Consider the following 22,480-nt stretch of genomic DNA (forward strand, 5'->3'; position numbering starts at 1 on the left):
TAATAACCACGCTCCGGGCGCTCCGCGTAGCTTGGTCCGCATGACCACACAACGTCGTGACATCGCTCTCGTGAACTCGGACATGGGTGAGGCCTTCGGTCTCCACACCTTCGGCAACGACCCGGCGCTCATGCCGATCATCGACGTCGCGAACGTCGCCTGCGGGTTCCACGCCGGCGATCCCACGGTCATGGAGGCGACCGTGGCGCTCGCGAAGCAGCACGGGGTCCGCGTCGGCGCCCACCCCGGCCTGCCCGACCTCGTCGGCTTCGGGCGTCGCGAGATGAAGCTGAGCCCTGCGGAGGTCGAGAACCTGATCCGCTACCAGGTCGGTGCGCTCACCGGATTCCTGCGCGGGCACGACCTGCCCCTCAACCACATCAAGCCGCACGGCTCGCTCTACGGCATGCTCGCCCGCGACGAGGAACTGATGCTGGGCGCGGTGCGCGTGGCGCGGGACTACGGGGTGCCGGTCTTCGGCATCGCCGGGTCCGCCCACCAGCGGGTCGCCGAGCGCGAGGGGGTCGAGTTCGTCGGCGAGCTCTACGTCGACCTCGACTACGACGCCGACGGCGGGCTCATCATCCTCCGCCAACCGCACGCGACCGACCCCGCGGCCGCCGCGGAGCGCACGCGCCGCGCGGTGCTCGAGGGCGTCGTCGCCGCCGAGGACGGGACCGACATCCCCATGAGCTTCGGCAGCATCTGCGTCCACTCCGACACCCCGAACGCCGTCGAGGTCGCCCGCGCCGTGCGCGAGGCCCTCGCGTCGCTCTGACACGCCCCACCCACCGAACACCAGTCGCCGGCCCGCCGCATCGACGCGGCCCGCAACACCCACCGAGCAGAGAAAGAGACCGCACAGCCTCATGAGCACTCAGATCATCGCCCCGATCCCGGGAATCTTCTACCGCCGCCCCGCCCCCGACAAGCCCGCGTTCGTCGAGGTCGGCGACGCGGTCGAGGCCGGCCAGACCATCGGCGTCATCGAGATCATGAAGCAGTTCACCGAGATCCGCGCGGAGGCCGCCGGCACGGTCACCTCCTTCGGTCCCGAGGACAACGGAATGGTCGGCCCCGGCGACGTCATCGCGACGATCGACTGAGCCGGCCCGCCGAACGCAGACGCAGAGCAGCACCGAAGGAGCGACGAGTGAAGAAGCTGTTGATCGCCAACCGTGGCGAGATCGCGGTCCGGATCATCCGGACCGCGCGGGAGATGGGGATCGCGACCGTCGCGGTCGTGAGCGAGGGGGATCGCGGCTCCAACGCCGAGCGCCTGGCTGACGAGTCGGTGGTGATCGGGCCGGCGCCGGCCGGCCTCAGCTACCTCAACCACGACGCGATCCTCGCGGCCGCCGCCGAGACCGGCGCCGACGCGATCCATCCCGGCTACGGCTTCCTCTCGGAGAACGCGGTCTTCGCGCGCCGGGTGCGCGACGCCGGCCTCACCTGGGTCGGGCCGACCCCCGAGGCCATCGAGCTCATGGGCGACAAATCCCGTGCCCGTCAGGCGGCCATCGAGGCGGGCGTGCCCGTGCTCGCCGGCACCGACGGCGCGCTCGACACCGACGGCGACATCGAAGCGATCGCCGACGGGATCGGCTACCCCCTGGTGGTCAAGGCATCGGCCGGCGGCGGCGGGCGAGGCATCCGCCGCATCGCCTCGCGCGCGGAGGTGCGCAGCACCGTCGAGGTCGCGCAGGCCGAGGCGCTCGCCGCCTTCAACTCCCGCGAGGTCTACTTCGAGCGCTTCGTCACGGCGGCCCGCCACGTCGAGGTGCAGGTCTTCGGCGACGGCGAGACCTGGGTGCACCTCGGCGACCGCGACTGCTCGATGCAGCGGCGGCAGCAGAAGGTGATCGAGGAGGCCCCCGCGCCCGGACTGCCTGACGAGCTGCGGCAGCGGATGCGCGACACCTCGGTCGAGCTCGCGCGGCAGTCCGCCTACGTGGGCGCCGGGACCATCGAGTTCCTGTACGACCCGCAGCGCCAGGAGGTCGCGTTCATCGAGATGAACACCCGCCTGCAGGTCGAGCACCCGATCAGCGAGGCGATCACCGGGATCGACCTGGTGCGCGAGCAGCTGCGCATCGCCTCGGGCGAGAAGCTCGGGTACACCCAGGACGACATCTCGTTCGAGGGCCACGCCTTCGAGTTCCGGATCAACGCCGAGGATCCCGAGAACAACTTCATGCCGAGCCCCGGCCGGATCGAGCAGCTCGACCTCTCGGGCGGCCCGGGCGTGCGCGCCGACTTCGGCTTCTCGGCCGGGCAGACCGTGGTCCCGTTCTACGACTCGCTGCTCGGCAAGCTGATCGTCTGGGCGCCGGACCGGGAGCAGGCGCTCGCACGCGCCGCTCGCGCGCTCGACGAGGTCGAGATCAGCGGGATCAAGTCGACCGTGCCGCTCATGCGCCGGCTCGTCGCGCTCGACGACTTCGCAGCGGCGACGCACCACACGACCTACATCGAATCGGTGAGCGGACTGCTGGAGGGAAGCGCATCATGACCCTGCCCGAACAGGCCCGGTACAGCTGGGGCGGCGACGAGTTCCTGCTCGTCGAGATCGCCCCCGACATGTCGCTCGAGGCGAACTTCGTCGCCAACACCATGGCGCACGGGCTCGAGGATCAGCGGCTCGACGGCGTCATCGACATCTGCCCCGCGAACGCCTCGCTGCTCGTCCGCTTCGACCCCGACCGGCTCGCGCACACCGAGCTCATCGAGCGGCTCCGCGCCCTCGAGGGCGAGGTGCGCCGGGCGACGGTGCAGGAGCTGCCGACCCGGGTGATCGAGGTGCCCGTCTGGTACGCGGATCCCTACACCCGCGAGACCGAGACCCGGTTCCGCGAGGGGTTCCACCAGCGCCCCGACGGCACCGACCTCGACTACGCGGCCGAGGTGAACGGGCTCGCCGACGCGGACGAGTTCATCCGCCGGCACCACGAGACCCCGTGGCTCGTGTCGATGGTCGGCTTCGTCGCGGGCCTCCCGTTCCTGTTCCAGCTGACCCCGCGGGAGCGGCAGCTCCAGGTGCCCAAGTACCTGAGCCCCCGAACCGACACCCCGCCGCTCACGCTCGGCATCGGCGGCTGCTTCACCGCGCACTACTCGGTGCGCGGCGCGGGCGGCTACCAGATGCTCGGGATCACGCCGACCCCCATCTTCGATCCCGAGCAGCGGCTCGCCGATTTCAGCGACTTCATGGTGCTGTTCCGCACGGGCGACATCGTCAAGTACCGCCCCGTCGACGAGGCCGAGTACCGCGAGATCGAAGCCGCCGTCGCCGACGGGAGCTACCGCTACCGCCAGGCCCCGGTCACCTTCTCCCTCTCCGAGGCGCTCGCCGACCCCGAGGCCTCCAACCGTGCGCTCCTGGAGGCCCTCGATGCCGCTTGAGATTCAGACCCCCGGCCTCGCGACCACCGTGCAGGATCGCGGCCGCTTCGGCTACTACCGCTTCGGGATCCCCCAGGGCGGCGCGATGGATCAGTACGCCGCGACCCTCGCGAACCGGCTCGTCGGCAACGGGCCCGACTCGGCGGTGCTCGAGGCGACCTACCTCGGGCCGACGCTCACGACCGACGAGGACGTCGTCGTCGCGGTCACCGGCGCACCGGTCGACGTGCTCGTGAACGGCGCGCCCGCCGAGCAGAACGTCCGCCTCTCGCTCTCCGCAGGCGATCAGCTGTCGTTCGGCATGATCCGCGGCGGCACCAAGTACTTCATCGCGGTGGCGGGCGGGATCGACGTGCCCGAGGTGCTCGGCTCGCGCTCCACCTACCCGATCGGCAAGCTGGGCGGCTTCGAAGGGCGCGCGCTGCAGGCCGGGGACCGGCTGCCGGTCGGCGCCCCCGCGCCGAGCGATCGCGCGGTGCTCGATCGGATCCCCGACGCCTGGCTGCCGAGCTACGAGCGCCAGGTCGAGGTGCGGGTGCTGCTGGGGCTCTACGACCACAAGCTCACCGCGGAGGGGCTCGCCAACCTCACCGAGGCGGAGTGGACCCTCACCCCGGTCGCGGACCGCATGGGCCTCCGCTTCGACGGCCCGGGTGCGCCCTGGAAGGCCGAGGAGCAGCCGTTCGGCGCCGGACAGGATCCGTCGAACATCACCGACGCGGGCTACGCCGTCGGATCGATCCAGATCCCGGGCGGCACGCAGCCGATCGTGCTGCACTGCGACGCGGTCTCGGGCGGCGGCTACGCCCAGGCCGGAACCGTCATCAGCGCCGACATGGACCTGTTCGCCCGGATGGCGCCGGGGGTCACGGTGCGCTTCGCACCCGTGACGATGGAGCAGGCGCTCGCGGCGCGCGCCGAGCGGCGCTCCCGCATCGAACGAGTCTGGGCGTAGGAGGAACGCATGCCACTGGTCACCGTCAAACTGTTCGAGCACCGGCTCCAGGAGGATCCCGAGCTCGCCCGCCGTCTCGCGGTCGCGATCGACGAGGTCGTCGCCGAGCACTGCACTCCCGCGAACGGGGCGCGCCCCGACACCTGGGTGACCGTCGAGGGGGTCCCGCGCACGCAGTGGACCTTCAACGGCGAGGTCCGCTGACCGCTCCGCACGTCGCGTCGGGCCGGCCGCTCTCGCGGCCGGCCCGACGCTTTTCGGCGGGGGCTCTCCCTCCCGGTGAGATCCTCAGACACAATGGGGGCAGGTCCGGTGCCGCACAGGCGTCGGCTTCCCGCTGCAAAGGAGACTCCATGTCCACCCCCGAAACCTCCACCGAGCGGCACGCGGTCGACGCGATCCGCGTCATCTTCGGTCTCGGCGGCCTGATCGCGCTGATCGTCGGAATCCTGATCCTCGTCAACCCGCTCAAGTCGGGCGCGATCGCCCTGCAGGTCACCGCCGTGATCCTCGCGGTCTACATGGTCGGCGCCGGCGTGGTGTCGCTCGGCACGGCGATCTTCTCGAAGACGCTGAGCGGCTGGTCGCGCACCGGCAACATCGTGCTCGGCATCCTCTACGTGATCGCCGGCATCGTCGTGATGGCGAACCTCGCCGCCTCGGCCGCGTTCCTCGCCCTGTTCGCGGCGATCGCGATCGGCATCATGTGGCTGTTCGAGGGCATCTTCGCCCTGAGCACGCTGAAGAAGAGCGGCAACAGCGCCTGGACGATCATCTTCGCGATCATCAGCATCCTCGCCGGTTTCTCGCTCATGCTCACCCCGATCTGGGGCGCGGTCTACCTGTGGATCTTCGGCGGCGTCTCGCTCGTGATCCTCGGCATCATCCAGATCGTGCGCGCCTTCAAGGTCAAGGCGGTCGAAGCGGAGTAACCGCTCGCAGCCCCTCCGCGCTGAGAAGGAGATTCGGGCTCGGACGGAGATCCCCTGAGGGAGCCTCCGCCCGAGCCCGAATCTCCTTCTGCGCGTTCGGGGGCTGCCCCGCCTACCGCATCCCCTCGAGCGCGGCCGCGTCGATCGGGGTCTCCGAGAGCGCCAGCTCGATGTACTTGCGGAGCACGACGAGCTTCGCGGTGCCCGCGTCGAACTCGGCGGCCACGAAGCGGTCGGAGCGGATCAGGTTCAGCGCGCCCAGCGCCGGCATGACCGCGCCCTTCGCCGCCTCGCCGTTCGAGCCCTTCGGCACGGCGGTGCGCAGCTCGGCCATCGAGGTGAAGAGCGGCAGCACGAGCTGGCCCTTGGTCGAGCGGATGGTGCGGATCCGGGTGCCGCTGCGCTTCTGCTTCTTCGAGCCCTTCGCGCCGCCGACCTGCCCGGTCACATCGGCGACCAGGTACCCCTCGCGCAGCGCCGAGAGGAACGCGGCGAGGCGCTCGTAGTCGGGCGTCGCCTGCAGCGCATCGAGCGCTTCGCGGGCCCCGGTGTTCTCGTAGTCGGCGGTGAGGCCCTCGGGAACCCGCGGGTCTGCGGATGTCTCCTCGGGGGCCTCGGGGGTCTGCGAGTCGGGGTTCGGGGCGTCGGCCATGCCCTCGATTCTACGTTCGCCGATCAATCGTCGCCGAGCCCGCGGGCCTGCATCGCGGCTCCGGTGGCACGGGCGTGGGCCACCATGCGGATCACGAGCGGGGTCGCGTAGGCGCGCGGGTTCCGCGAGAGCCCGCGCGCACGCGCGGCGTCGCGCGACTCGGCCGCGATACGGAACGCCTCCGGCAGGGCGCGGAACGCGAGCGAGAACGCGAGCCCGACCCGATCGGGATCCACGGCGAAGCGGCGGAATGGCCGCAGGCCGCGGGTGATCGCGTCGACCATCTCCTCCGCCCGGGTGGACGCGGTGATGGCCGACGCGGCGATGACGAGCGCGAACAGCCCGCTCGTCACGGTGAGCGCCCGGATCGGGCCGTGCTGCCACGCCTGGAATGCGAAGACGAGCACGCCCACCACGGCGAAGCCCAGCGCCACCCGGAGGAGTCGGCGCCCCCGCAGGCCTGCGATCACCGCAGCGAGGAGGCCCAGGGCGAGCGCGGCGAGGCCGCAGACGAGCGCCGGGGTCGGGGCGAGGGCCTGCTGCGTCGCGACGATGCCCACCGCGAAGACGGCGAGCGCGAGCAGTTTGACCCCCGGGGAGAGCCGGTGGAGGGGGCCGCTGCCGGGCACGTAGCTCCCGATGGGGGAGCCGGCGGGAGCGCGGAGGCCGCGTCGTCGGGTCACGGTCTCACACCGTCGCCCGGTAGCGCGCGATCACGTCGGCGGGGTCGCCGTCGGCGACCACGCGTCCGCCCTCGACGAGCAGGGCGCGGTCGCACTGCGCCGCGAGCTCGAGGTCGTGGGTGGCGACGACGAGCTGCTGATCCAGCCCGAGGAGCAGCTCGCCGATGCGGCGCGCGTTGCGCAGATCGAGCAGGGTGGTCGGCTCGTCGGCGACGAGGATCCCGGGGCCGGCGGCGAGCACGCTCGCGATCGCGAGGAGCTGCTGCTGGCCGCCCGAGAGCGTGTGCACGCTGCGGTCGGCGAGCGCCGCGAGGCCGAAGCGCTCCAGCACCGCGAGCGCGGCGGCGTCGCGTTCGGCCCGCCTGCGGTGTTCGCGGCGCAGCGAGAGCGCCACGTCTTCGAGCACGGTCGGCATGACGAGCTGCGCGGCCGGCTGGGTGAAGACGAAACCGACGCGGCGGCGGACCTGCGCCCCGTCGTCGATCGTGTCGAGCGGCGAGCCGGCGGCATCGTGCACCCGCACCGCGCCCGCGGTGGGGAGCACGAGCCCGTTGACGAGCCTCGCGAGCGTCGACTTGCCCGAGCCGTTGGGCCCGATCACGGCGATGCGGCGCTCGGCGAGCACGAGGTCGAGCGGGTGCAGGATCCGGACCGGCTCGTCGCCGGTCCGGTCCGGATCCAGTGCGACCTCGGCGCCGTCGAACTCGATCACGGTGCGGCGGGTGCGGGGGTCGTCGTGCTCGCCGTGCGGCGGGCGCGGCGGGGCAGCAGGTCGGGGAACGCGCGGTGCACGCCGGTGGCGACGGCGGCCATCAGGAGGTTCTTGATCACGTCGCCGGGCCAGAACACGAGGTCGGTGGCGAACGCCTGGTCGAGCGCCATGGGGACGCGGAGCGTGAGGCCGAGGATCCCGAGCGGGTGGATGAAGACGAAGCTCGAGACGAGGCCCGCGAGCAGGATCAGGGGAATGCTCGTCGCGATGCTGCGCCGGGGGAGCCGCTCGACGATGAAGCCGGTGAGGAACGCGGCGAAGGGGAACGCGACGAGGTAGCCGACGGTCGGGCCCGCGAACACGCCGAGGCCCGCGGCGCCGCCCGAGAACACGGGGAGGCCGATCGCGCCCAGCGCGAGGTAGAGGAGCACGGCGAGGAAGCCGCGGCGCGCGCCGAGCACGGCGCCCGCGAGCATCACGGCGAAGGTCTGGAGCGTGATCGGGACGGGACCGATCGGGATCGCGGGGAGCAGCGCGCAGGCGGCGATGATCGCGGCGAAGCCGGCGATGAGGGCCAGGTCGGTCGCGGTGCTGCCGCGACGGCGCGACTGCGCGCGCTCGCGCGTCTCGGGTGCGGTGCGCGCGGCCTCGGGCTGCGGTGCGGGCTGGGTCATCTCGGCTCCGATCCTACGGTTCGCGGCGGTGCCGTGCGCGCCGCCGTCGGTGCCGCGGTGGCACCTGAACAGTGTTCACCTTACCTGAACGGTGTTCAGGTGTCGGCATGTAGCATTCGGGCATGCGCAACTCCCGCTCCGACGTCGTCGCCGCCGCCCTGCGCGTGCTCGACGCGCAGGGGCTCGAGTTCTGCTCCATGCGGCGGGTCGCCGCGGAGCTCGACGTGCAGCCGAGCGCGCTCTATCACCACGTCGCCGACAAGCAGACCCTGCTCGCGCTCATGGCCGACGAGATCGTCGGAACGGTCGACCTCGGCAGCGAGAACCCCGCCGGAATCTGCGCGGACCTGCGGCGAGCGCTGCTCGGGATCCGCGACGGCGCCGACGTGGTCGCGACCGCGTCGGCCTTCCGCCTCGGCGCGTCGGCGGTCGAGGCCCGGCTCGGCGAGCTCCTCGGCGAGGACGGCGCGCGCACGCTGCTGCTCTACGTCTTCGGCCATGCCCAGTCGACGCAGACCCAGCTGCAGGCGCGCGAGCTCGGCGTGCTCGCCGACGGGCCATCGCCGGTCGAGCTCGACGCCTCGTTCGCCCGCGGCGTCGGAATCATCCTCGACGGGGTGCGCGCGGACTGAGCGCGGCGCGGGCCGAGGCGCCGCTACTGCGCGAGCAGCAGGATCCCGGCCACGGCCGAGACCGCGGCGATGACGAGCGCGATGCCGATCAGCACGGCGTGCACGGTGAGGAACTTCGTCGCCTTGCCCTGCGCGTCGCGAGCGCGGGGATCCTGACTGACGCGCTTCCAGAACCGGGGCCAGACGACGGCGTTGTAGAGCGCGTTGATGAGCAGCAGGATTCCAGCGAAGACAGTCATGCGTCCAGCCTAGGAGCTTGGCGCGAGTCCATGTCCAAGCCCTCGGTCGAGGTTGCAGTTGTGCGCGGAATAGACCGCTATTCCATGGACAACTGCAACCTCGATGTCCGGATCGGTTGAGCGGTCAGAACAGCGTGTTCTGGTCCTCCATACCGCGCATCGCGTCGTAGTCGAGCACGAGGCATCGGATCCCGCGATCCTCGGCGAGGGTACGGGCCTGCGGCTTGATCTCCTGAGCCGCGAACACGCCCTGCACGGGGGCCAGCACGGGGTCGCGGTTCATGAGCTCGAGGTAACGGGTGAGCTGCTCGACGCCGTCGATCTCGCCCCGCCGCTTGATCTCGACCGCGACCGAGGCGCCCGCCTCGTCGCGCGCGAGGATGTCGACCGGGCCGATCGCCGTCATGTACTCGCGACGGACCAGCGTGTGACCGTCGCCGAGGAGCTCGATCTGATCGGCGAGCAGCTCCTGCAGGTGCGCCTCGACACCGTCCTTGATGAGGCCGGGGTCGACACCCAGGTCGTGGCTCGAGTCGTGGATGATCTCGAACAGCGAGACGACGAGCTTGTCGGCGGTCTTCTTGTGCACGACCTGCCACTGCTCGACGATGCCGGCGTCGCGGCGCTCGTCGTCGAGTTCGAGCTGCTCGAGCGAGCAGGGCGGGCTCATCCAGTTGAGCGGCTTGTAGGAGCCGCCGTCGGAGTGCACGAGGATCGAACCGTCGCCCTTCAGCATGAGCACGCGCGTCGCGCGCGGCAGGTGCGCCGAGAGTCGCCCGGCATAGTCAACAGAGCAGTCAGCAACCACGATTCGCACCGGAACAGCCTACCCGTCGATCACCGGTCGGCCGCGCGGGGTTCGCGCGCGGCGGAGGCGACGAGGCCCGAGAGCAGCACGATCGCGGCGAGCGGCCAGAACGCCTGCAGCAGACCGAAGTGCTCGCCGAGGAACCCGATCATCATCGGCCCGAGCAGGAATGCCGTGTAGGCGATCGCCGACACGGTCGCGACGTCCCGCACAGCGGTCGCCGGACGGTCGGCCGCGGCCGACATGCCGACGGGGAAGCCGAGCGCGCAACCGATTCCCCAGAGGGCCGCGCCGATGACGGAGGCCCAGACGGCGGGCGCGAGGATCACGATGATCACGCCGACGGTGCAGAGCAGCGCGCCGCCGCGGAGCACGGGGACCCGGCCGAAACGGGTGAGGAGCGCCGCGCCGGCGAAGCGGGTCGTGGTCATGCACACGAAGAAGACACCGAGCACCAGGGTGCCCGTCGCGTTGGCGATGCCGCGGCCGTCGACGAGCCCGAGGGGCATCCAGTCGGCGGCGACGCCCTCGGCGAGGCTCATGCTCAGGGTGATGAGACCGATGAGGAGGATCCTCGGGTCGCGCCACGGGCTGCGGCGCGGCGCGGGCTCGGCGGCGGCGTTCGCGGGGATGACGGGGATGGATCCCGTGACCGCCGATGCCGCGGTCACCGGCTCGGTGGCGCGCAGCGCAGCGTGCTCGTCGTGCGGCACGAACCGCACCGCGACGAGTGCGACGACGAGCACGAGCGCGAAGATGATCGACACGTGCACGGGCACGGGGATGCCGAGCTTCTCGGCGAGCGCGCCGAGGCCCATGGCGCTGACGCTGCCGAGGCTGAAGCCGGCGTGCAGGGCGGGCATGCGCGGGCGGCCGAGCGCGCGTTCGGCGGCGGCCCCGCTCACGTTCATGGCCACGTCGGAGGTGCTGAACGCGAACCCGTAGATGAAGAGGCAGATGACGCCCGGCACGATCGACTCGGTCCAGAAGAGCACGGTCGCGAGCGGCATCGCGACGGCCTGCACGACCGCGCCGACGGTCAGCGTGCGGCGCGGTCCGAGCCAGGTGACAGTGCGCCCCGAGATGAGGAGGCCGATGACGGAGCCCGCGGCGATTCCGAGGCCGATGAGGCTCATCTCGAACGTGCTGGCACCGAGGTGGTCGCGCGTCGCGGGGAGCCGGCTCAGCCAGGACCCGAAGCCGAGCCCGAACACCGTGAAGATCGCGAGGACGCCGCCGACCCACGCTCGGGGTGAGTGGGCGTAGTGCGGTGCGGTCTGGGACACGGCGGGACTCCTGCGTTCGGGGCCGCCGGTGGCATGGAGGGCCTATGGCGGGCAGTCTTCCGATGCTAGTCGGGTGCGCCCCTGCCGGACTAGCCCGCGTAGTGCATGAGCTGGATGAGATTGCCGCAGGTGTCGTCGAGCACCGCCGTGGTGACGGGGCCTGCGGCGGCGGGGTCCTGGGTGAACCGCACGCCGAGGGCGGTGAGGCGCGCGTGCTCGGCCGCCACGTCCTCGACGGCGAACTGCGCTGCGGGGATCCCGTCGGCCAGGAGTGCAGCGGTGTACGCCTGGGCGGCCGGGTGCTGGTTCGGCTCGAGCAGGAGCTCGGTCCCTTCGGGATCGGCCGCCGAGACGACGGTGATCCATCGGGCGTCGCCCACGGGGATGTCGTGCTTCGGCAGGAAGCCGAGCTTCTCGGTGTAGAAGGCTTTGGCGCGCTCCTGGTCGGTGACGAAGACCTGGGTGAGGCGGATCTGAAGGGTCATGAGGGCTCCTGCCGTTCGGGGTGGGTGCTGCGCAGCGGTGGACGGGGACGTTTCGAGTATGCGCTCCGGTAGCTCAGACGCCCAGGACGATCCAGCGGCCGCCGCGGGCGCGCAGCCACAGCGTGAGCGCTCGTGCCGCCATGAACACGACGGTGAACCCGGCCGTGAGCGCGATGAGCGCCGGAGTGCCGGTGGGCACGGCGACGGTGAGCAGCCAGAGCACCGGGAGGTAGACGGCCAGGTTCACGAGGCTGGTCCACGCGAGATAGCGGGCGTCACCCGCGCCCATCAGCACGCCGTCGAGTACGAAGACGAGGCCGCCGAGCGGCAGCGAGAGCCCGAGCACGATGAGGGCGGGCGGCAGGATCTCGAGCACGCGCGGATCGCTGCTGAACACGCGGCCGAGCACGGGGCTCGTCGCGATGAGCACGAGGCCGACGATCGCGCCGCAGAGCACGCCCCAGAACAGGGTGCGGCGCACGACCGCGCGCGCAGCGGCCTCGTCCCGTCGCCCGAGTGCGTCGCCCACGAGCGCCTGGGCGGCGATCGCCAGGGCGTCGAGCGCGAAGGCAGCGGTCGAGAAGACCGTGAAGACGACCTGGTACCCGGCCGTCGCGATGGTGCCGTGGCTGGTGGCCGCGGCCACGGTGAGCAGCAGGGCGGCGCGGAGGCCGAGCGTGCGTACGAAGAGCCACCCGCCGCTGCGCCCGGCGTGCCCGAGGCCGTCGCGGTGCGGCAGCAGGCTCGCGCCGTGCGCCCGCGCGTGCCGCGAGACCACCACGACGTAGACGAGGACCATGCCCCACTGCGCCGCGACGGTGCCCCACGCGCTGCCACCGATGCCCCAGCCGAAGCCGTAGATGAACAGCCAGTTGAGGCCGGCGTTGACGGCGAACCCGATGGTGGCGACCGCCAGCGGGGTTTTCGTGTCCTGCATGCCGCGCAGCAGACCCGTTGCGGCGAAGACCACGAGCATGGCGGGGATGCCGAGGCAGGAGATCGCGAGGTAGGTGCGGGCCTGCGCCGCGGTGTCCGGCGAGGCGCCGAAGGCGTCGACGAGGGGCCCGCCCGCCGCCCAGAGCAGCGCGGCGACGACCGCGCCGATGGCGAGCGCGAGCCAGAGGCCGTCGACGCCGGCCTGCACCGCGCCCCGCAGGTCGCCGGCGCCCCGTCGCCGCGCGACCAGGGGAGTGGTGGCGTACGCGAGGAAGATCATGAGGCCGACGGCGGTCTGGAGGATCGCACTCGCCACGGCGAGGCCCGCGAGGGATCCCGCTCCGAGGTGTCCGACCAGCGCGGAGTCGACGATGAGGAACAGCGGCTCGGCGATGAGCGCCCCGAGCGCCGGGATCGCGAGCGAGGCGATCCGACGGTCGATCGTGCGGTGCCCTTCGCGGGGCGCGCTGCTCGGATCGGGTGCCGTGTCTGACATGGGTCCACGCTAGCGCCGGGCACCGACATCCGGATCGGGCCGCTTTGTCGGCGGCTGTGGCTAGGGTGGTCGCATGAGCAACGCAGCCCCCATCTCCGGCATCGACCTCACCGAGCTCGATCCTGCGGTCCGTCCGCAGGACGACCTGTTCCGCCATGTCAACGGCAAGTGGATCGACCGCACCGAGATCCCGGGCGATAAGGCGCGCTACGGCTCGTTCGCCGTGCTCGCCGAGAACGCCGAGGAGGCGGTGCGCGACATCATCACCGGCACCGAGGCTCCCGCGCCCGGCCTCATCGAGGGCGGCGCCGACACCGAGGCCGACAAGATCGCGGCGCTCTATGCGAGCTTCATGGACACCAGCCGCGTCGACTTCCTCGGCGCCGAGCCCATCTGGGACGACCTGGCACGGGTGCTCGCCGTCTCCTCGATCCCCGAGCTGGTGCGGGTCACCGCCGAGCTCGAACGGCAGGGCCTCGGCGGGTTCTTCGGCATGTACATCGACAACGATCCGGGCGACCCGACGCGCTACATCGCGTTCGTCATGCAGGGCGGCATCGGCCTTCCCGACGAGTCCTACTACCGCGAGGAGCAGTTCGCCGGGATCCGCGATCAGTACGTCGCCCACATCGAGCGCATGCTCGACCTGGTCGGCGTGAGCGAGGCCGATCGCCTCGCGGGTCTCGCGTTCGACCTCGAGCGCCGCATCGCCGCCTCGCACTGGGACACGGTCGCGAGCCGCGACATCCAGAAGCTCTACAACCTGCGCACCTTCGAGGGGCTGCAGCAGATCACGCCGCAGCTCGACTGGTCCGCGTACCTCGCCGCGATGGGGGCGCCCGAGAGCGCGTTCGCCGAGGTGGTCGCCGCTCAGCCCGAGGCCCTCGCCGGCCTGGCCGCACTGCTCGTCGATGAGGAGCTCCCGGCCTGGCGCGCGTGGCTCGCCTGGGCGCTCGTCCGCGGATCCGCCGCTCTGCTCTCTCAGGAGATCTCGCGTGCCAACTTCGAGTTCTACGGCACCGCGCTCACCGGTGCGCCCGAGCAGCGCGACCGCTGGCGTCGCGGTGTCTCGTTCGTCGAAGGCGCGATGGGCGAGGCCGTCGGCCGACTCTACGTCGAGCGTCACTTCGACGAGAACTCGAAGGCGGAGATGGACGTCCTCGTCGGGCACCTCATCGAGGCCTACCGCGACTCGATCCAGCAGCTCGCCTGGATGAGCCCCGAGACCCGCGAGCGCGCGCTCGACAAGCTCGAGAAGTTCACGCCCAAGATCGGCTACCCCGTGAAGTGGCGCGACTACTCGTCGCTCGCGGTCGATTCGGGCGACCTCATCGGCAACTCGCGCCGCGTCTCCGAGTTCGAGTTCGCGCGCGAGATCGGCAAGCTCGGCAAGCCGATCGACCGCGACGAGTGGTTCATGACCCCCCAGACGGTCAACGCGTACTACAACCCCGGTTTCAACGAGATCGTGTTCCCCGCGGCGATCCTGCAGCCGCCGTTCTTCGACGCGACGTGGGACGCGGCCACCAACTTCGGTGCGATCGGCGCCGTGATCGGGCACGAGATCGGCCACGGATTCGACGACCAGGGCTCGCGCTACGACGGCGAGGGTCGCCTCACCGACTGGTGGACCGAGCAGGATCGCAGCGCGTTCGAGGAGCGCACGAAGGCGCTCATCGGCCAGTACAACGCACTCTCGCCCGAGGGTGCCGAGGGGCAGACGGTCAACGGCGAGCTCACCATCGGCGAGAACATCGGCGACCTCTCGGGCCTCGAGATCGCGTGGAAGGCGTACCTCCGGGCGCTCGACGGCGCCGAGTCGCCGGTCATCGACGGGCTCACGGGAGCCGAGCGCTTCTTCCTCGCCTGGGCCCAGGCCTGGCAGCAGAAGTCCCGCCCCGAGGAGGTCGTGCGCCTGCTGACCATCGACCCGCACTCGCCCAACGAGTTCCGCTGCAACCAGATCGTGCGCAACCTCGCCCCGTTCCACGAGGCCTACGGCACGAAGCCGGGCGACGAGCTCTGGCTCGACGCGGCCGATCGCGTCAGCATCTGGTGAACTGAGGCGCGGCGGTAGTGAACAGCTTCGTCGGCGGCTTCCTCCGGGGGATCGGACTCCCGGAGGACGCCGCGGCGCGGCTGTCCGGCCCGCGGCCGCCTCTGCCGGCCCGGCTCCCCGTGGGCGATCTGGCGTGGGGCGCCGTCGGCGCGTTCGCGCTCGCTGCGGAGACCGCGCGCGACGCCGTGCGCGGAGCTGCGACGGGCGGGCCTCCGGTGCGCGCGCCGGACCGCGCGGAGCCGGTGCGGCTCGACCCGATCCGCATCGCCGCATCGTTCCGCAGCGACCAGCTCGGCCGGCTCGACGGTCAGCCCCCTGCGGTCTGGGCGCCGCTCTCCGGGTTTTTCCGAGCGGCCGACGGGTGGGTGCGCACCCACGCCAACTATCCGTGGCACGCCGCCGCGCTGCGCGCCGTGCTCGGCCTCGGACAGAACGCCGACGATGACGCCGCAGCCGCGGCGATCGCCGAGCGCGACGCGCGCGAGCTCGAAGCCGCGGCGTTCCGGGCGGGCGGCCTCGCGGTCGCCGTGCGCGACCCCGCGACCTGGGCGGCGGAGCGCGGGGCGCCGCAGGCACCGATCCGCGTGCGCCGAGGCGGGAACGGCCGGGCGGCACCCACTGGGGATCCGCTGCGCCCCCTCGCCGGGATCCGCGTGCTCGACCTCACCAGGGTCATCGCCGGTCCCGTCGCGACGCGCGCGCTCGCGGGCCTCGGCGCCGATGTGCTGCGCATCGATTCGCCGGTGCGAGCCGAGCCGCTCTGGCAGTGGCTCGACACGGGGCGCGGCAAGCGCTCGAGTCTGCTCGACCTCGAGGATCGCGCCGGCCGATCCCGGTTCGCCGAACTCCTGGCGGAGGCGGACGTCGTGGTCACGGGGGCACGCCCAGGCGCGCTCGCGCGCTTCGGACTCGAACCCGAGCAGATCGCCGAATCCCACCCGGACATCGTCACCGCGCGGGTGCGTGCGTGGGCGCCCGGCGGCGACTGGGGCGAGCGGCGGGGGTTCGACAGCCTCGTCCAGGCGGCCTGCGGCATCGCCGCCGTCGAATCCGCCGACCGCGAGGCTCCGGGGAAGCTGCCGGCGCAGGCGCTCGACCACTCCGGCGGTGCGCTGCTCGCGGCCGGGGTCACCGCGCTCCTCGCCGAGCGGAGCGCGGGTGCCGTCGAGGTGACGCTGGAGGGCATCGGGCGGACGCTGCTCGCAGCCGAACCGGCCGCGAGCAGCAGCGCGGGTTCGATCGATCCCGACCTGCTCGCCGCGGTCGGCGGCTTCGTGCCTGAGGCCGCGCCGAGCTGCTGGGGCGCTCTGGGAATCGTCGGCGAGGCGTATTTGCCGAGCTGGCAATCGGATCCGGGACCGTGGGCCGGGCATGCGTTCGGTGAGGATCCACCGCGGTGGCGCTGAGTGCCGCCGGCGACGCGCGCGGCCGGGAATGCCGCTCACCCGCCGCCGGTTACGACACGTGTCGCCCGATTCGCGCGGGTGGACCGCCCTGGCACATACTGAAGTGTTGCGAATGCGAGACATTCGCAGACTTCGCATGTTGCATCGCACCGGGCAGCGCCGGATCACTCCGGCGGACGATCAGATTGGACGGATCATGACCGAGCACCCGCAGTCCACGCAGAGCACGGCCGCGGCCGCCCACGCCGCCTGGCGCGAGGCGCGCCGCGAGGCCGTCACCTCGGCCACCGGCAACCTCAGCCTGGTCGAGACCCGCTGGTTCCCCGCGGGTACGACCGCGCAGGAAGCGGGTATCACCGCCGAGGCCGAGCGCTCCGCGGCTCGCGCCGAGGGGCGCGGCGATCGCGTCACCGTGACCGAGCTGCAGCGCCGCGACCTCGCCACCGGCGAGCCCGAGTACGGCATCCGCGTGTGGGACGCCGATTCGGCGGCGATCCGCGCCTTCGACGGCACCGCGACCTTCGACTACGACCCCTCGTGGGTGATCGAGGCGGAGTTCACGCCCGTCGCCTCGGACCGTACGATCCCGTTCGAGCACATCCGCGACGCCGGTCTCACCCGCGACCTCGTCGTGCCGGGCGATATCTCCTTCGAGCGCGACGGCGAACGCTTCACCCTCTCGGCGTTCGACGACGACGGCCAGCTGCTGCTCGTGTTCGGCGATCCGACGAATCGCGCGACCGACGGCACGCAGAGCTACGGCGCGGGCCGCTTCCTCTTCGTGCCGCGCGACGCGGGCGCCTTCGGCGAGCCGGGCCGGGTGACGCTCGACTTCAACCGCGCCTTCGTGCCGCCGTGCGGCTTCTCGGCGCAGTACAACTGCCCGATGCCGCCGGCGCAGAACCGCCTGCCCTGGCCGATCCTCGCGGGCGAGCGCCTGCCCGAGTTCCGCGACGGCTTCGACATCTACACCGTCTGAGCCGGCTCTCCGCCAGCCGGCGGGACCCCGTCCGTTCTTCTCCACAGCCCGACCCGAAGGAATCCCCATGATCTCTCTGAAGCGGAAGGCCCTCGTCGCCGCTGCCGCCCTCACCGTCTCGGCCCTCGCCCTGACGGGCTGCGCGCAGGGCGGAAGCGCCGGAAAGGGCGGAGCCGACGCGACGATCCGCATCGGATCGCTCTACGAGCCCGTCAACCTGAGCAATGTCGCGGGCGGCGGACAGGGCGTCACCGAGGCGCTCAGCGGCAACGTCTACGAGAGCCTCTTCAAGCTGAACGACGACGGCACCATCTCGCCGCTGCTCGCCACGAAGCACGAGATGAGCTCGGACGGTCTCACCTACACCTTCACGCTGCGCGACGGCGTGAAGTTCCACTCGGGCAAGGCGCTGACCTCCGCCGATGTGAAGGCGAGCATCGAGGCGGTGCTCGCGCCCGACTCGCAGTCGGCTCGGAAGTCGAGCCTCGAGGTCATCAAGAGCATCGAGACTCCCGACGCGCACACCGTGAAGGTCGACCTCAAGCAGCGCTCGATCTCGTTCCCCTACCTGCTCTCGTACATCTGGGTGGTGAACGCCGACGCCAAGGACCTCGCCAAGAAGGAGGACGGCACCGGCCCGTACACCCTCGGCGAATGGAAGCGCGGCAGCACGCTGACGCTGAACCGCTGGGGCGGGTACTGGGGCGAGAAGGCGAAGAACGCCAAGGTCGTCTTCTCGTACTTCACCGATGCCACGGCCGAGGACACGGCGCTCACGAGCGGCCGCCTCGACCTCATCACGAGCGTGCAGAACCCCGACGCGCTGCCGCAGCTCGAGAAGAGCGGCAAGTTCACGATCAACGACGGCAAGTCGACCACCAAGGAGCTGCTCGCCTTCAACGACAAGGCGAAGCCGTTCACCGATGCGAAGGTGCGCCAGGCCATCTACTCGGCCGTCGACCGCAAGAAGCTGCTGAACGCGCTCTGGGGCGACTACGGCACGCTGATCGGTTCGATGGTGCCGCCGAGCGACCCCTGGTACGAGGACCTCACGAGCCTGAACCCCTACGATCCCGAGCGCTCCAAGACCCTGCTCAAGGAGGCCGGGCTGGCGAACGGCTTCTCGTTCACGCTCGATACCCCGAGCTACGATCCGCACCCCGCGGTCGCCGAGTTCCTGCAGTCCGAGCTCAAGAAGGTCGGGATCACCGTCAAGATCAACACGATCAGCGCGGACGAGTGGTACACGAAGGTGTTCAAGAACCACGACTTCGAGGCGACCCTGCAGGAGCACGTGAACGACCGCGATGTCGTCTGGTACGGCAACCCGGAGTTCTACTGGGGGTACGACAACCCGCAGGTCACGAAGTGGATCGACGAAGCCGAGCAGGCGTCGAGCGAGGCCGAGCAGGTCAAGCTGCTGAAGCAGGCCAACCGGCAGATCGCCACCGATGCGGCGAGCGCGTGGCTGTACCTCTACCCGCAGATCGTCGTCGCGTCGAAGGATGTGAGCGGATACCCGGTCAACGGGCTGAACTCGCAGTTCCCCGCCTATAACATCGTCAAGAAGTAGCTCGATCGCGCGAGGGTGCCGGGGGCCGCGGGTTCCCGGCACTCTCGCGTTCTTCGGGCCGTGAGCCCGATCCCCGTGAAAGGAGTCCGCTCGATGCTCGGCTACGTGCTGCGCCGCGGCGCGCTCCTGATCGGGTCGCTGGTCGTGGCGATGATCGTCATCTTCATTCTGCTGCGGCTGCTGCCGGGCGATCCGGCGAATGCGCTGCTCTCGGTGAACGCGACGCCCGAGCAGATCGCGGCGGCGCGCAGGCAGGTGGGATCGGATCAGCCGCTGCTCGCGCAGTTCGGCACGTGGGCGGCTCAGATGCTGCGCTTCGATCTGGGCGAGTCCCTCATCACCGGCGCTCCCGTCGGACCCGAGATCTCGTCGCGGCTGCGGGTGACGCTGCCGCTCACGCTCCTCGCCTTCGGCATCGCGCTCGTGCTGTCGGTCGCGGCGGGGGTGACCGCGGCGGTGCAGTCGGACCGCTGGTACGGGACGCTGCTGTCGGGCGTCGCGCAGTTCGGGATCGCGGTGCCGGTGTTCTGGATCGGGATCATCCTCGTGTGGGTGTTCGGGCTCGGGCTCGGCTGGTTCCCGACGGGCGGCTTCCCGCCGGACGATTGGAGCGATCCCGCCGGGGCGTTCTCCTCGCTCGTGCTGCCCGCGCTCGCGATCGGACTCGTCATGGGAGCGTCGCTGACGCGGTACATCAGGTCGGCGACCCTCGACGTGCTCGGCAGCGACTACCTGCGCACCGCCCGCGCGCACGGCTCGGGCTTCGGCGAGGCGCTGTGGCGGCACGGCCTGCGCAACGGCGCGGTGCCGGTCGTCTCGGTGCTCGGCATCGAGCTCGCGACGACCCTGCTCGGGGCGGTCGTCGTCGAGAGCGTCTACGCGCTGCCGGGGCTCGGCAGCTACCTCGTCGACGGCATCGCGAAGCACGACTTCGCGGCGATCCAGGGAGTGCTCGTGGTGACCACGCTGCTGGTGCTGCTCGTCGGTTTCGCGGCCGATGTCGTGCAGCGGATCGTCGATCCGCGTCTGCGTTCGAGCGTGGGGGTCGCCGGATGAGCCGCCGGCGGTCGTCGTCGCGGCGCGCGACCCTGTGGCTCGGCCTCGCGCTCGTCGGCATCGTGGTGCTCGTCGCCCTCGTCTCGCTCGTCTGGTTGCCCTACGCGCTCGACGACACGTCGGGCGGCCGGCTCTCGGCGCCGTCGGCGGAGCACCTGCTCGGCACCGACAAGCTCGGGCGCGACCTGCTCAGCCAGCTCATGGTGGGCGCCCGGATCGCCCTGCTGGTCGGTATCGGCTCGGTCGTGATCGCGACGATCATCGGGGTGACCATCGGCCTCATCGCCGCGTTCGCGGCCCCGTGGCTCGACGACTCGATCTCGGCGCTGCTCGACGTGGCCATCGCGTTCCCCGTGCTGCTGACCGCCATGCTCATCGTCGCATTGCAGCCGCCGTCGCTGGGCTCGGCGATCCTGGCGATCGGGCTCGGCATGTCGGCGGTCATCGCGCGCATCGCGCGGATCCTCGCGAAGCGGGTCGTCGGGTCGCAGTACGTCACCGCGGCGCGTACGAGCGGTACGCGCACACTCGGGATCGTGCGGCGTCACGTGCTGCCGAACATCGCCCCGACGCTCGCGGTCACCCTCGCGCTGCAGTTCGGTGCGGCCGTGCTCGCCGAGGCGAGCCTCTCGTATCTGGGTCTCGGCGCTCCGCCGCCCAACGCGTCGTGGGGCCGCCTGCTGCAGGAGGCGCAGGGCACCGTGCTCGAAGCGCCGGTCGGGGCGATCGCACCGGGCATCGCGCTCGTGGTGCTCGTGCTCGGCGTGAACTTCGTGGCGGACGGTCTGCGCGATGCGACCGACCCCACCCGGCGCAGGAGGCGATCCGCATGAGCGTTCAGGTCGGCGATCGGGCGAGCACGGGTGCGCCGCTGCTCAGCGTCGACGGGCTCACCATCTCGGCGGGCGACGGCGCGGAGGCGACCGGGCTCGTGCGCGGCATCTCGTTCGAGATCGCCGCGGGCGAGCGGGTCGGTCTGATCGGCGAGTCCGGTTCGGGCAAGTCCCTCACCGCGCTCGCGATCGCGGGCCTGCTGCCCGCCGGGCTCACCGCGGGCGGATCCGCACTGCTCGGCGGCGTCGAGACCATCGGGGCGAGCGAGGCGGAACTGCGGCCGCTGCGCGGACCCGCTATCGGCTTCGTATTCCAGGAGCCGCTCACCGCGCTCGATCCGCTGATGCGGGTCGGCAAGCAGATCGCCGAGCCGCTGCGGCGGCACCGCGGGCTGCGCGGCGCCGAACTCGACCGTGCGGTCGCCGAGTCCCTCGCCGAGGTGCGGCTCGAGGATCCGCGCCTCGCGCGCGCCTACCCGCACGAGCTGTCGGGCGGTCAGCGCCAGCGCATCGCCATCGCGATCGCCCTCGCGGCCCGGCCGAAGCTGCTCGTCGCCGACGAGCCGACGACGGCGCTCGACGTGACCGTGCAGGCCGAGGTGCTCGGACTGCTCGACCGGCTCGTCGCCGAGCGCGGCATGGGCCTGCTCTTCATCAGTCACGACCTGGCGGTGGTCGCGCAGCAGACCTCGCGCGTGCTCGTGCTGCGCGGCGGTGAAGCCGTCGAACGGGGGGCGGTCGCGGACCTGGTGCGCGCCCCGCAGCACCCGTATACGGCGCAGCTCGTCGCGCACGCGCGAGCGCTCGACGCCGCGCTCGACGGGGCTGCGGGCGGCGGGAGCGCCGCGGAGGACGAACGCGGCCGGGACGCAGGAGGCGACGCATGACCGTGCTCGAGGCCGCGAACGTCGATTTCGCCTACGGCCGCCGCCCGATCCTGCACGGTGTCTCGCTGCGGCTCGGCGCGGGGCAGTCGGTCGGCGTCGTCGGCGAGTCCGGTGCCGGCAAGTCGACGCTGCTCTCGCTGCTGCTCGGCCTCGCCGCGCCCTCGGCGGGCGAGGTGCGGTTCGACGACGCACCGCTGCGGCTGCGCGATCGCGCGGCCATGCGCCGCTTCCGCTCGAGCGTGCAGGCGGTGTTCCAGGATCCGTACTCGTCGCTCGATCCCCGGCAGCGCATCGACCGGATCGTGGCGGAGCCCCTCGAATCGCTCGGGATCGCGCGCGGCGCCGACGCGTCGGCGCGGGTGCGCGCCGCGCTGACCTCGGTCGGGCTGCCCGAGGACGCCGCGCTGCGGTATCCGCACGAGTTCTCGGGCGGGCAGCGGCAGCGGATCGCGATCGCCCGGGCCACGGTGGTGCGCCCGCGCGTGCTCATCGCCGACGAACCGGTGAGCGCCCTCGACGTGAGCACGCGCACCCAGGTGATCGACCTGGTCAACGAGCTGCGCGCGACGACGGGCCTCGCCCTCGTCATGGTGTCGCACGACCTCGGGGCCGTCGCCGCGACCTGCGAGCGAACGATCGTGCTCGAGGGAGGACGCGTGGTCGAGGAGGGCCCGACCGCGGGGATCCTCACCGCGCCGCGCGAGGGCTACACGCGCCGCCTCATCTCGGCGATCCCGCGCCTGCCGGTGTAGGTGCTGCCCTCGTCAGTGAATACGTCACGCCTGCATTACATAT

25 protein-coding genes are annotated in these 22,480 nt (G+C 71.6%); 16 read left to right on the forward strand and 9 right to left on the reverse strand.

The window, feature by feature from the left end:
• Window positions 1-40: 40 nt before the first annotated feature.
• The 7 genes from pxpA to BMH31_RS07650 all read left to right on the forward strand — a co-directional run bounded on the left by pxpA (window position 41) and on the right by BMH31_RS07650 (window position 5,289).
• Window positions 41-778 (forward strand): 5-oxoprolinase subunit PxpA, encoded by a 738-nt coding sequence (gene pxpA / locus BMH31_RS07620; RefSeq protein ID WP_241898192.1) that lies wholly within the window; start codon window positions 41-43, stop codon window positions 776-778.
• A 91-nt stretch (window positions 779-869) separates the two neighbouring features.
• On the forward strand, window positions 870-1,106 hold the full coding sequence (locus tag BMH31_RS07625) for an acetyl-CoA carboxylase (protein WP_099724656.1): 237 nt from the start codon (window positions 870-872) through the stop codon (window positions 1,104-1,106).
• Window positions 1,107-1,153: 47 nt separating this feature from the next.
• Complete coding sequence (locus tag BMH31_RS07630; RefSeq protein WP_099724657.1) at window positions 1,154-2,512, forward strand: acetyl-CoA carboxylase biotin carboxylase subunit; 1,359 nt, start codon at window positions 1,154-1,156, stop codon at window positions 2,510-2,512.
• Window positions 2,509-3,402 (forward strand): carboxyltransferase domain-containing protein, encoded by an 894-nt coding sequence (locus tag BMH31_RS07635; protein WP_099724658.1) that lies wholly within the window; start codon window positions 2,509-2,511, stop codon window positions 3,400-3,402. The genes BMH31_RS07630 and BMH31_RS07635 overlap by 4 nt, the downstream gene beginning before the upstream one ends.
• The gene (locus BMH31_RS07640; RefSeq protein WP_099724659.1) at window positions 3,392-4,357 is read left to right on the forward strand and encodes a biotin-dependent carboxyltransferase family protein; all 966 of its coding nucleotides are present in this window, start codon (window positions 3,392-3,394) and stop codon (window positions 4,355-4,357) included. Before BMH31_RS07635 ends, BMH31_RS07640 begins: the two co-directional genes overlap by 11 nt.
• A 9-nt stretch (window positions 4,358-4,366) precedes the next feature.
• On the forward strand, window positions 4,367-4,561 hold the full coding sequence (locus BMH31_RS07645) for a tautomerase family protein (RefSeq protein WP_099724660.1): 195 nt from the start codon (window positions 4,367-4,369) through the stop codon (window positions 4,559-4,561).
• A gap of 149 nt (window positions 4,562-4,710) precedes the next feature.
• The gene (locus tag BMH31_RS07650; RefSeq protein WP_046456487.1) at window positions 4,711-5,289 is read left to right on the forward strand and encodes a DUF308 domain-containing protein; all 579 of its coding nucleotides are present in this window, start codon (window positions 4,711-4,713) and stop codon (window positions 5,287-5,289) included.
• 112 nt (window positions 5,290-5,401) lie between these two features.
• On the opposite strand, the gene BMH31_RS07655 is transcribed toward BMH31_RS07650, so the two are convergent.
• The 4 genes from BMH31_RS07655 to BMH31_RS07670 are packed head-to-tail and all read right to left on the reverse strand — an operon-like array spanning window position 5,402 to window position 8,010.
• Window positions 5,402-5,941: an SseB family protein gene (locus BMH31_RS07655; protein WP_099724661.1), complete on the reverse strand. Its 540-nt coding sequence runs from the start codon at window positions 5,939-5,941 to the stop codon at window positions 5,402-5,404.
• 23 nt (window positions 5,942-5,964) lie between these two features.
• Entirely contained in the window at window positions 5,965-6,624 is a 660-nt protein-coding gene (locus BMH31_RS07660) for an energy-coupling factor transporter transmembrane protein EcfT (RefSeq protein ID WP_099724662.1), read from the reverse strand.
• 4 nt (window positions 6,625-6,628) lie between these two features.
• Window positions 6,629-7,336, reverse strand: a complete 708-nt coding sequence (locus tag BMH31_RS07665) for an ABC transporter ATP-binding protein (RefSeq protein ID WP_099724663.1) — start codon at window positions 7,334-7,336, stop codon at window positions 6,629-6,631.
• Entirely contained in the window at window positions 7,333-8,010 is a 678-nt protein-coding gene (locus BMH31_RS07670; RefSeq protein WP_099724664.1) for a biotin transporter BioY, read from the reverse strand. Before BMH31_RS07670 ends, BMH31_RS07665 begins: the two co-directional genes overlap by 4 nt.
• 122 nt (window positions 8,011-8,132) lie before the next feature.
• Here BMH31_RS07670 and BMH31_RS07675 point away from each other — a divergent pair, with 122 nt between their 5' ends.
• A complete protein-coding gene (locus tag BMH31_RS07675; protein ID WP_099724665.1) occupies window positions 8,133-8,642 on the forward strand; it encodes a TetR family transcriptional regulator in 510 nt (169 codons plus the stop codon).
• 23 nt (window positions 8,643-8,665) lie between these two features.
• Here BMH31_RS07675 and BMH31_RS07680 read toward each other — a convergent pair whose 3' ends face one another.
• The 5 genes from BMH31_RS07680 to BMH31_RS07700 form a co-directional block, all read right to left on the reverse strand.
• Window positions 8,666-8,881 carry a hypothetical protein gene (locus tag BMH31_RS07680; RefSeq protein ID WP_099724666.1) on the reverse strand — a complete coding sequence of 72 codons (216 nt, stop codon included), beginning with the start codon at window positions 8,879-8,881 and terminating at the stop codon, window positions 8,666-8,668.
• A gap of 124 nt (window positions 8,882-9,005) precedes the next feature.
• A complete protein-coding gene (nucS, locus tag BMH31_RS07685; RefSeq protein WP_099724667.1) occupies window positions 9,006-9,698 on the reverse strand; it encodes an endonuclease NucS in 693 nt (230 codons plus the stop codon).
• A 20-nt stretch (window positions 9,699-9,718) separates the two neighbouring features.
• Window positions 9,719-10,975 carry an MFS transporter gene (locus BMH31_RS07690; protein ID WP_099724668.1) on the reverse strand — a complete coding sequence of 419 codons (1,257 nt, stop codon included), beginning with the start codon at window positions 10,973-10,975 and terminating at the stop codon, window positions 9,719-9,721.
• An 89-nt stretch (window positions 10,976-11,064) separates the two neighbouring features.
• Entirely contained in the window at window positions 11,065-11,460 is a 396-nt protein-coding gene (locus tag BMH31_RS07695) for a VOC family protein (RefSeq protein WP_099724669.1), read from the reverse strand.
• 73 nt (window positions 11,461-11,533) lie between these two features.
• Complete coding sequence (locus tag BMH31_RS07700) at window positions 11,534-12,892, reverse strand: MATE family efflux transporter (RefSeq protein ID WP_099724670.1); 1,359 nt, start codon at window positions 12,890-12,892, stop codon at window positions 11,534-11,536.
• 73 nt (window positions 12,893-12,965) lie between these two features.
• On the opposite strand from BMH31_RS07700, the gene BMH31_RS07705 reads away from it, so the two are divergent.
• From BMH31_RS07705 to BMH31_RS07740, 8 genes are all read left to right on the forward strand, one after another.
• On the forward strand, window positions 12,966-14,951 hold the full coding sequence (locus BMH31_RS07705; RefSeq protein ID WP_099724671.1) for a M13-type metalloendopeptidase: 1,986 nt from the start codon (window positions 12,966-12,968) through the stop codon (window positions 14,949-14,951).
• A gap of 17 nt (window positions 14,952-14,968) precedes the next feature.
• Window positions 14,969-16,357: a CoA transferase gene (locus tag BMH31_RS07710; protein WP_099724672.1), complete on the forward strand. Its 1,389-nt coding sequence runs from the start codon at window positions 14,969-14,971 to the stop codon at window positions 16,355-16,357.
• Between the two features lie 136 nt (window positions 16,358-16,493).
• A complete protein-coding gene (locus BMH31_RS07715) occupies window positions 16,494-17,336 on the forward strand; it encodes a DUF1684 domain-containing protein (protein ID WP_306460335.1) in 843 nt (280 codons plus the stop codon).
• A gap of 67 nt (window positions 17,337-17,403) precedes the next feature.
• On the forward strand, window positions 17,404-18,909 hold the full coding sequence (locus tag BMH31_RS07720) for an ABC transporter substrate-binding protein (protein ID WP_099724674.1): 1,506 nt from the start codon (window positions 17,404-17,406) through the stop codon (window positions 18,907-18,909).
• Window positions 18,910-19,002: 93 nt separating this feature from the next.
• Window positions 19,003-19,965, forward strand: coding sequence for an ABC transporter permease (locus tag BMH31_RS07725; protein WP_099724675.1), 963 nt, complete (start codon window positions 19,003-19,005; stop codon window positions 19,963-19,965).
• Entirely contained in the window at window positions 19,962-20,798 is an 837-nt protein-coding gene (locus BMH31_RS07730; RefSeq protein WP_099724676.1) for an ABC transporter permease, read from the forward strand. Before BMH31_RS07725 ends, BMH31_RS07730 begins: the two co-directional genes overlap by 4 nt.
• Window positions 20,795-21,685: an ABC transporter ATP-binding protein gene (locus BMH31_RS07735; protein ID WP_099724677.1), complete on the forward strand. Its 891-nt coding sequence runs from the start codon at window positions 20,795-20,797 to the stop codon at window positions 21,683-21,685. The genes BMH31_RS07730 and BMH31_RS07735 overlap by 4 nt, the downstream gene beginning before the upstream one ends.
• Window positions 21,682-22,437: an ABC transporter ATP-binding protein gene (locus BMH31_RS07740; RefSeq protein ID WP_099724678.1), complete on the forward strand. Its 756-nt coding sequence runs from the start codon at window positions 21,682-21,684 to the stop codon at window positions 22,435-22,437. The genes BMH31_RS07735 and BMH31_RS07740 overlap by 4 nt, the downstream gene beginning before the upstream one ends.
• Window positions 22,438-22,480: the final 43 nt, after the last annotated feature.

Source organism: Leucobacter sp. OLIS6 (genome assembly GCF_002752355.1).
Lineage (GTDB): Bacteria > Actinomycetota > Actinomycetes > Actinomycetales > Microbacteriaceae > Leucobacter.

Excerpts from the sequence above, each read along its gene's own strand:
- BMH31_RS07695 (WP_099724669.1), bottom strand. The coding sequence starts at position 11,460 with ATGACCCTTCAGATCCGCCTCACCCAGGTCTTCGTCACCGACCAGGAG.
- BMH31_RS07735 (WP_099724677.1), top strand. The coding sequence starts at position 20,795 with ATGAGCGTTCAGGTCGGCGATCGGGCGAGCACGGGTGCGCCGCTGCTC.
- BMH31_RS07670 (WP_099724664.1), bottom strand. The coding sequence starts at position 8,010 with ATGACCCAGCCCGCACCGCAGCCCGAGGCCGCGCGCACCGCACCCGAG.
- pxpA (WP_241898192.1), top strand. The coding sequence starts at position 41 with ATGACCACACAACGTCGTGACATCGCTCTCGTGAACTCGGACATGGGT.
- BMH31_RS07650 (WP_046456487.1), top strand. The coding sequence starts at position 4,711 with ATGTCCACCCCCGAAACCTCCACCGAGCGGCACGCGGTCGACGCGATC.
- BMH31_RS07705 (WP_099724671.1), top strand. The coding sequence starts at position 12,966 with ATGAGCAACGCAGCCCCCATCTCCGGCATCGACCTCACCGAGCTCGAT.
- BMH31_RS07740 (WP_099724678.1), top strand. The coding sequence starts at position 21,682 with ATGACCGTGCTCGAGGCCGCGAACGTCGATTTCGCCTACGGCCGCCGC.
- BMH31_RS07655 (WP_099724661.1), bottom strand. The coding sequence starts at position 5,941 with ATGGCCGACGCCCCGAACCCCGACTCGCAGACCCCCGAGGCCCCCGAG.
- BMH31_RS07725 (WP_099724675.1), top strand. The coding sequence starts at position 19,003 with ATGCTCGGCTACGTGCTGCGCCGCGGCGCGCTCCTGATCGGGTCGCTG.
- BMH31_RS07625 (WP_099724656.1), top strand. The coding sequence starts at position 870 with ATGAGCACTCAGATCATCGCCCCGATCCCGGGAATCTTCTACCGCCGC.
- BMH31_RS07720 (WP_099724674.1), top strand. The coding sequence starts at position 17,404 with ATGATCTCTCTGAAGCGGAAGGCCCTCGTCGCCGCTGCCGCCCTCACC.
- BMH31_RS07700 (WP_099724670.1), bottom strand. The coding sequence starts at position 12,892 with ATGTCAGACACGGCACCCGATCCGAGCAGCGCGCCCCGCGAAGGGCAC.
- BMH31_RS07715 (WP_306460335.1), top strand. The coding sequence starts at position 16,494 with ATGTTGCATCGCACCGGGCAGCGCCGGATCACTCCGGCGGACGATCAG.
- BMH31_RS07645 (WP_099724660.1), top strand. The coding sequence starts at position 4,367 with ATGCCACTGGTCACCGTCAAACTGTTCGAGCACCGGCTCCAGGAGGAT.
- BMH31_RS07680 (WP_099724666.1), bottom strand. The coding sequence starts at position 8,881 with ATGACTGTCTTCGCTGGAATCCTGCTGCTCATCAACGCGCTCTACAAC.
- BMH31_RS07640 (WP_099724659.1), top strand. The coding sequence starts at position 3,392 with ATGCCGCTTGAGATTCAGACCCCCGGCCTCGCGACCACCGTGCAGGAT.
- BMH31_RS07635 (WP_099724658.1), top strand. The coding sequence starts at position 2,509 with ATGACCCTGCCCGAACAGGCCCGGTACAGCTGGGGCGGCGACGAGTTC.
- BMH31_RS07675 (WP_099724665.1), top strand. The coding sequence starts at position 8,133 with ATGCGCAACTCCCGCTCCGACGTCGTCGCCGCCGCCCTGCGCGTGCTC.
- BMH31_RS07730 (WP_099724676.1), top strand. The coding sequence starts at position 19,962 with ATGAGCCGCCGGCGGTCGTCGTCGCGGCGCGCGACCCTGTGGCTCGGC.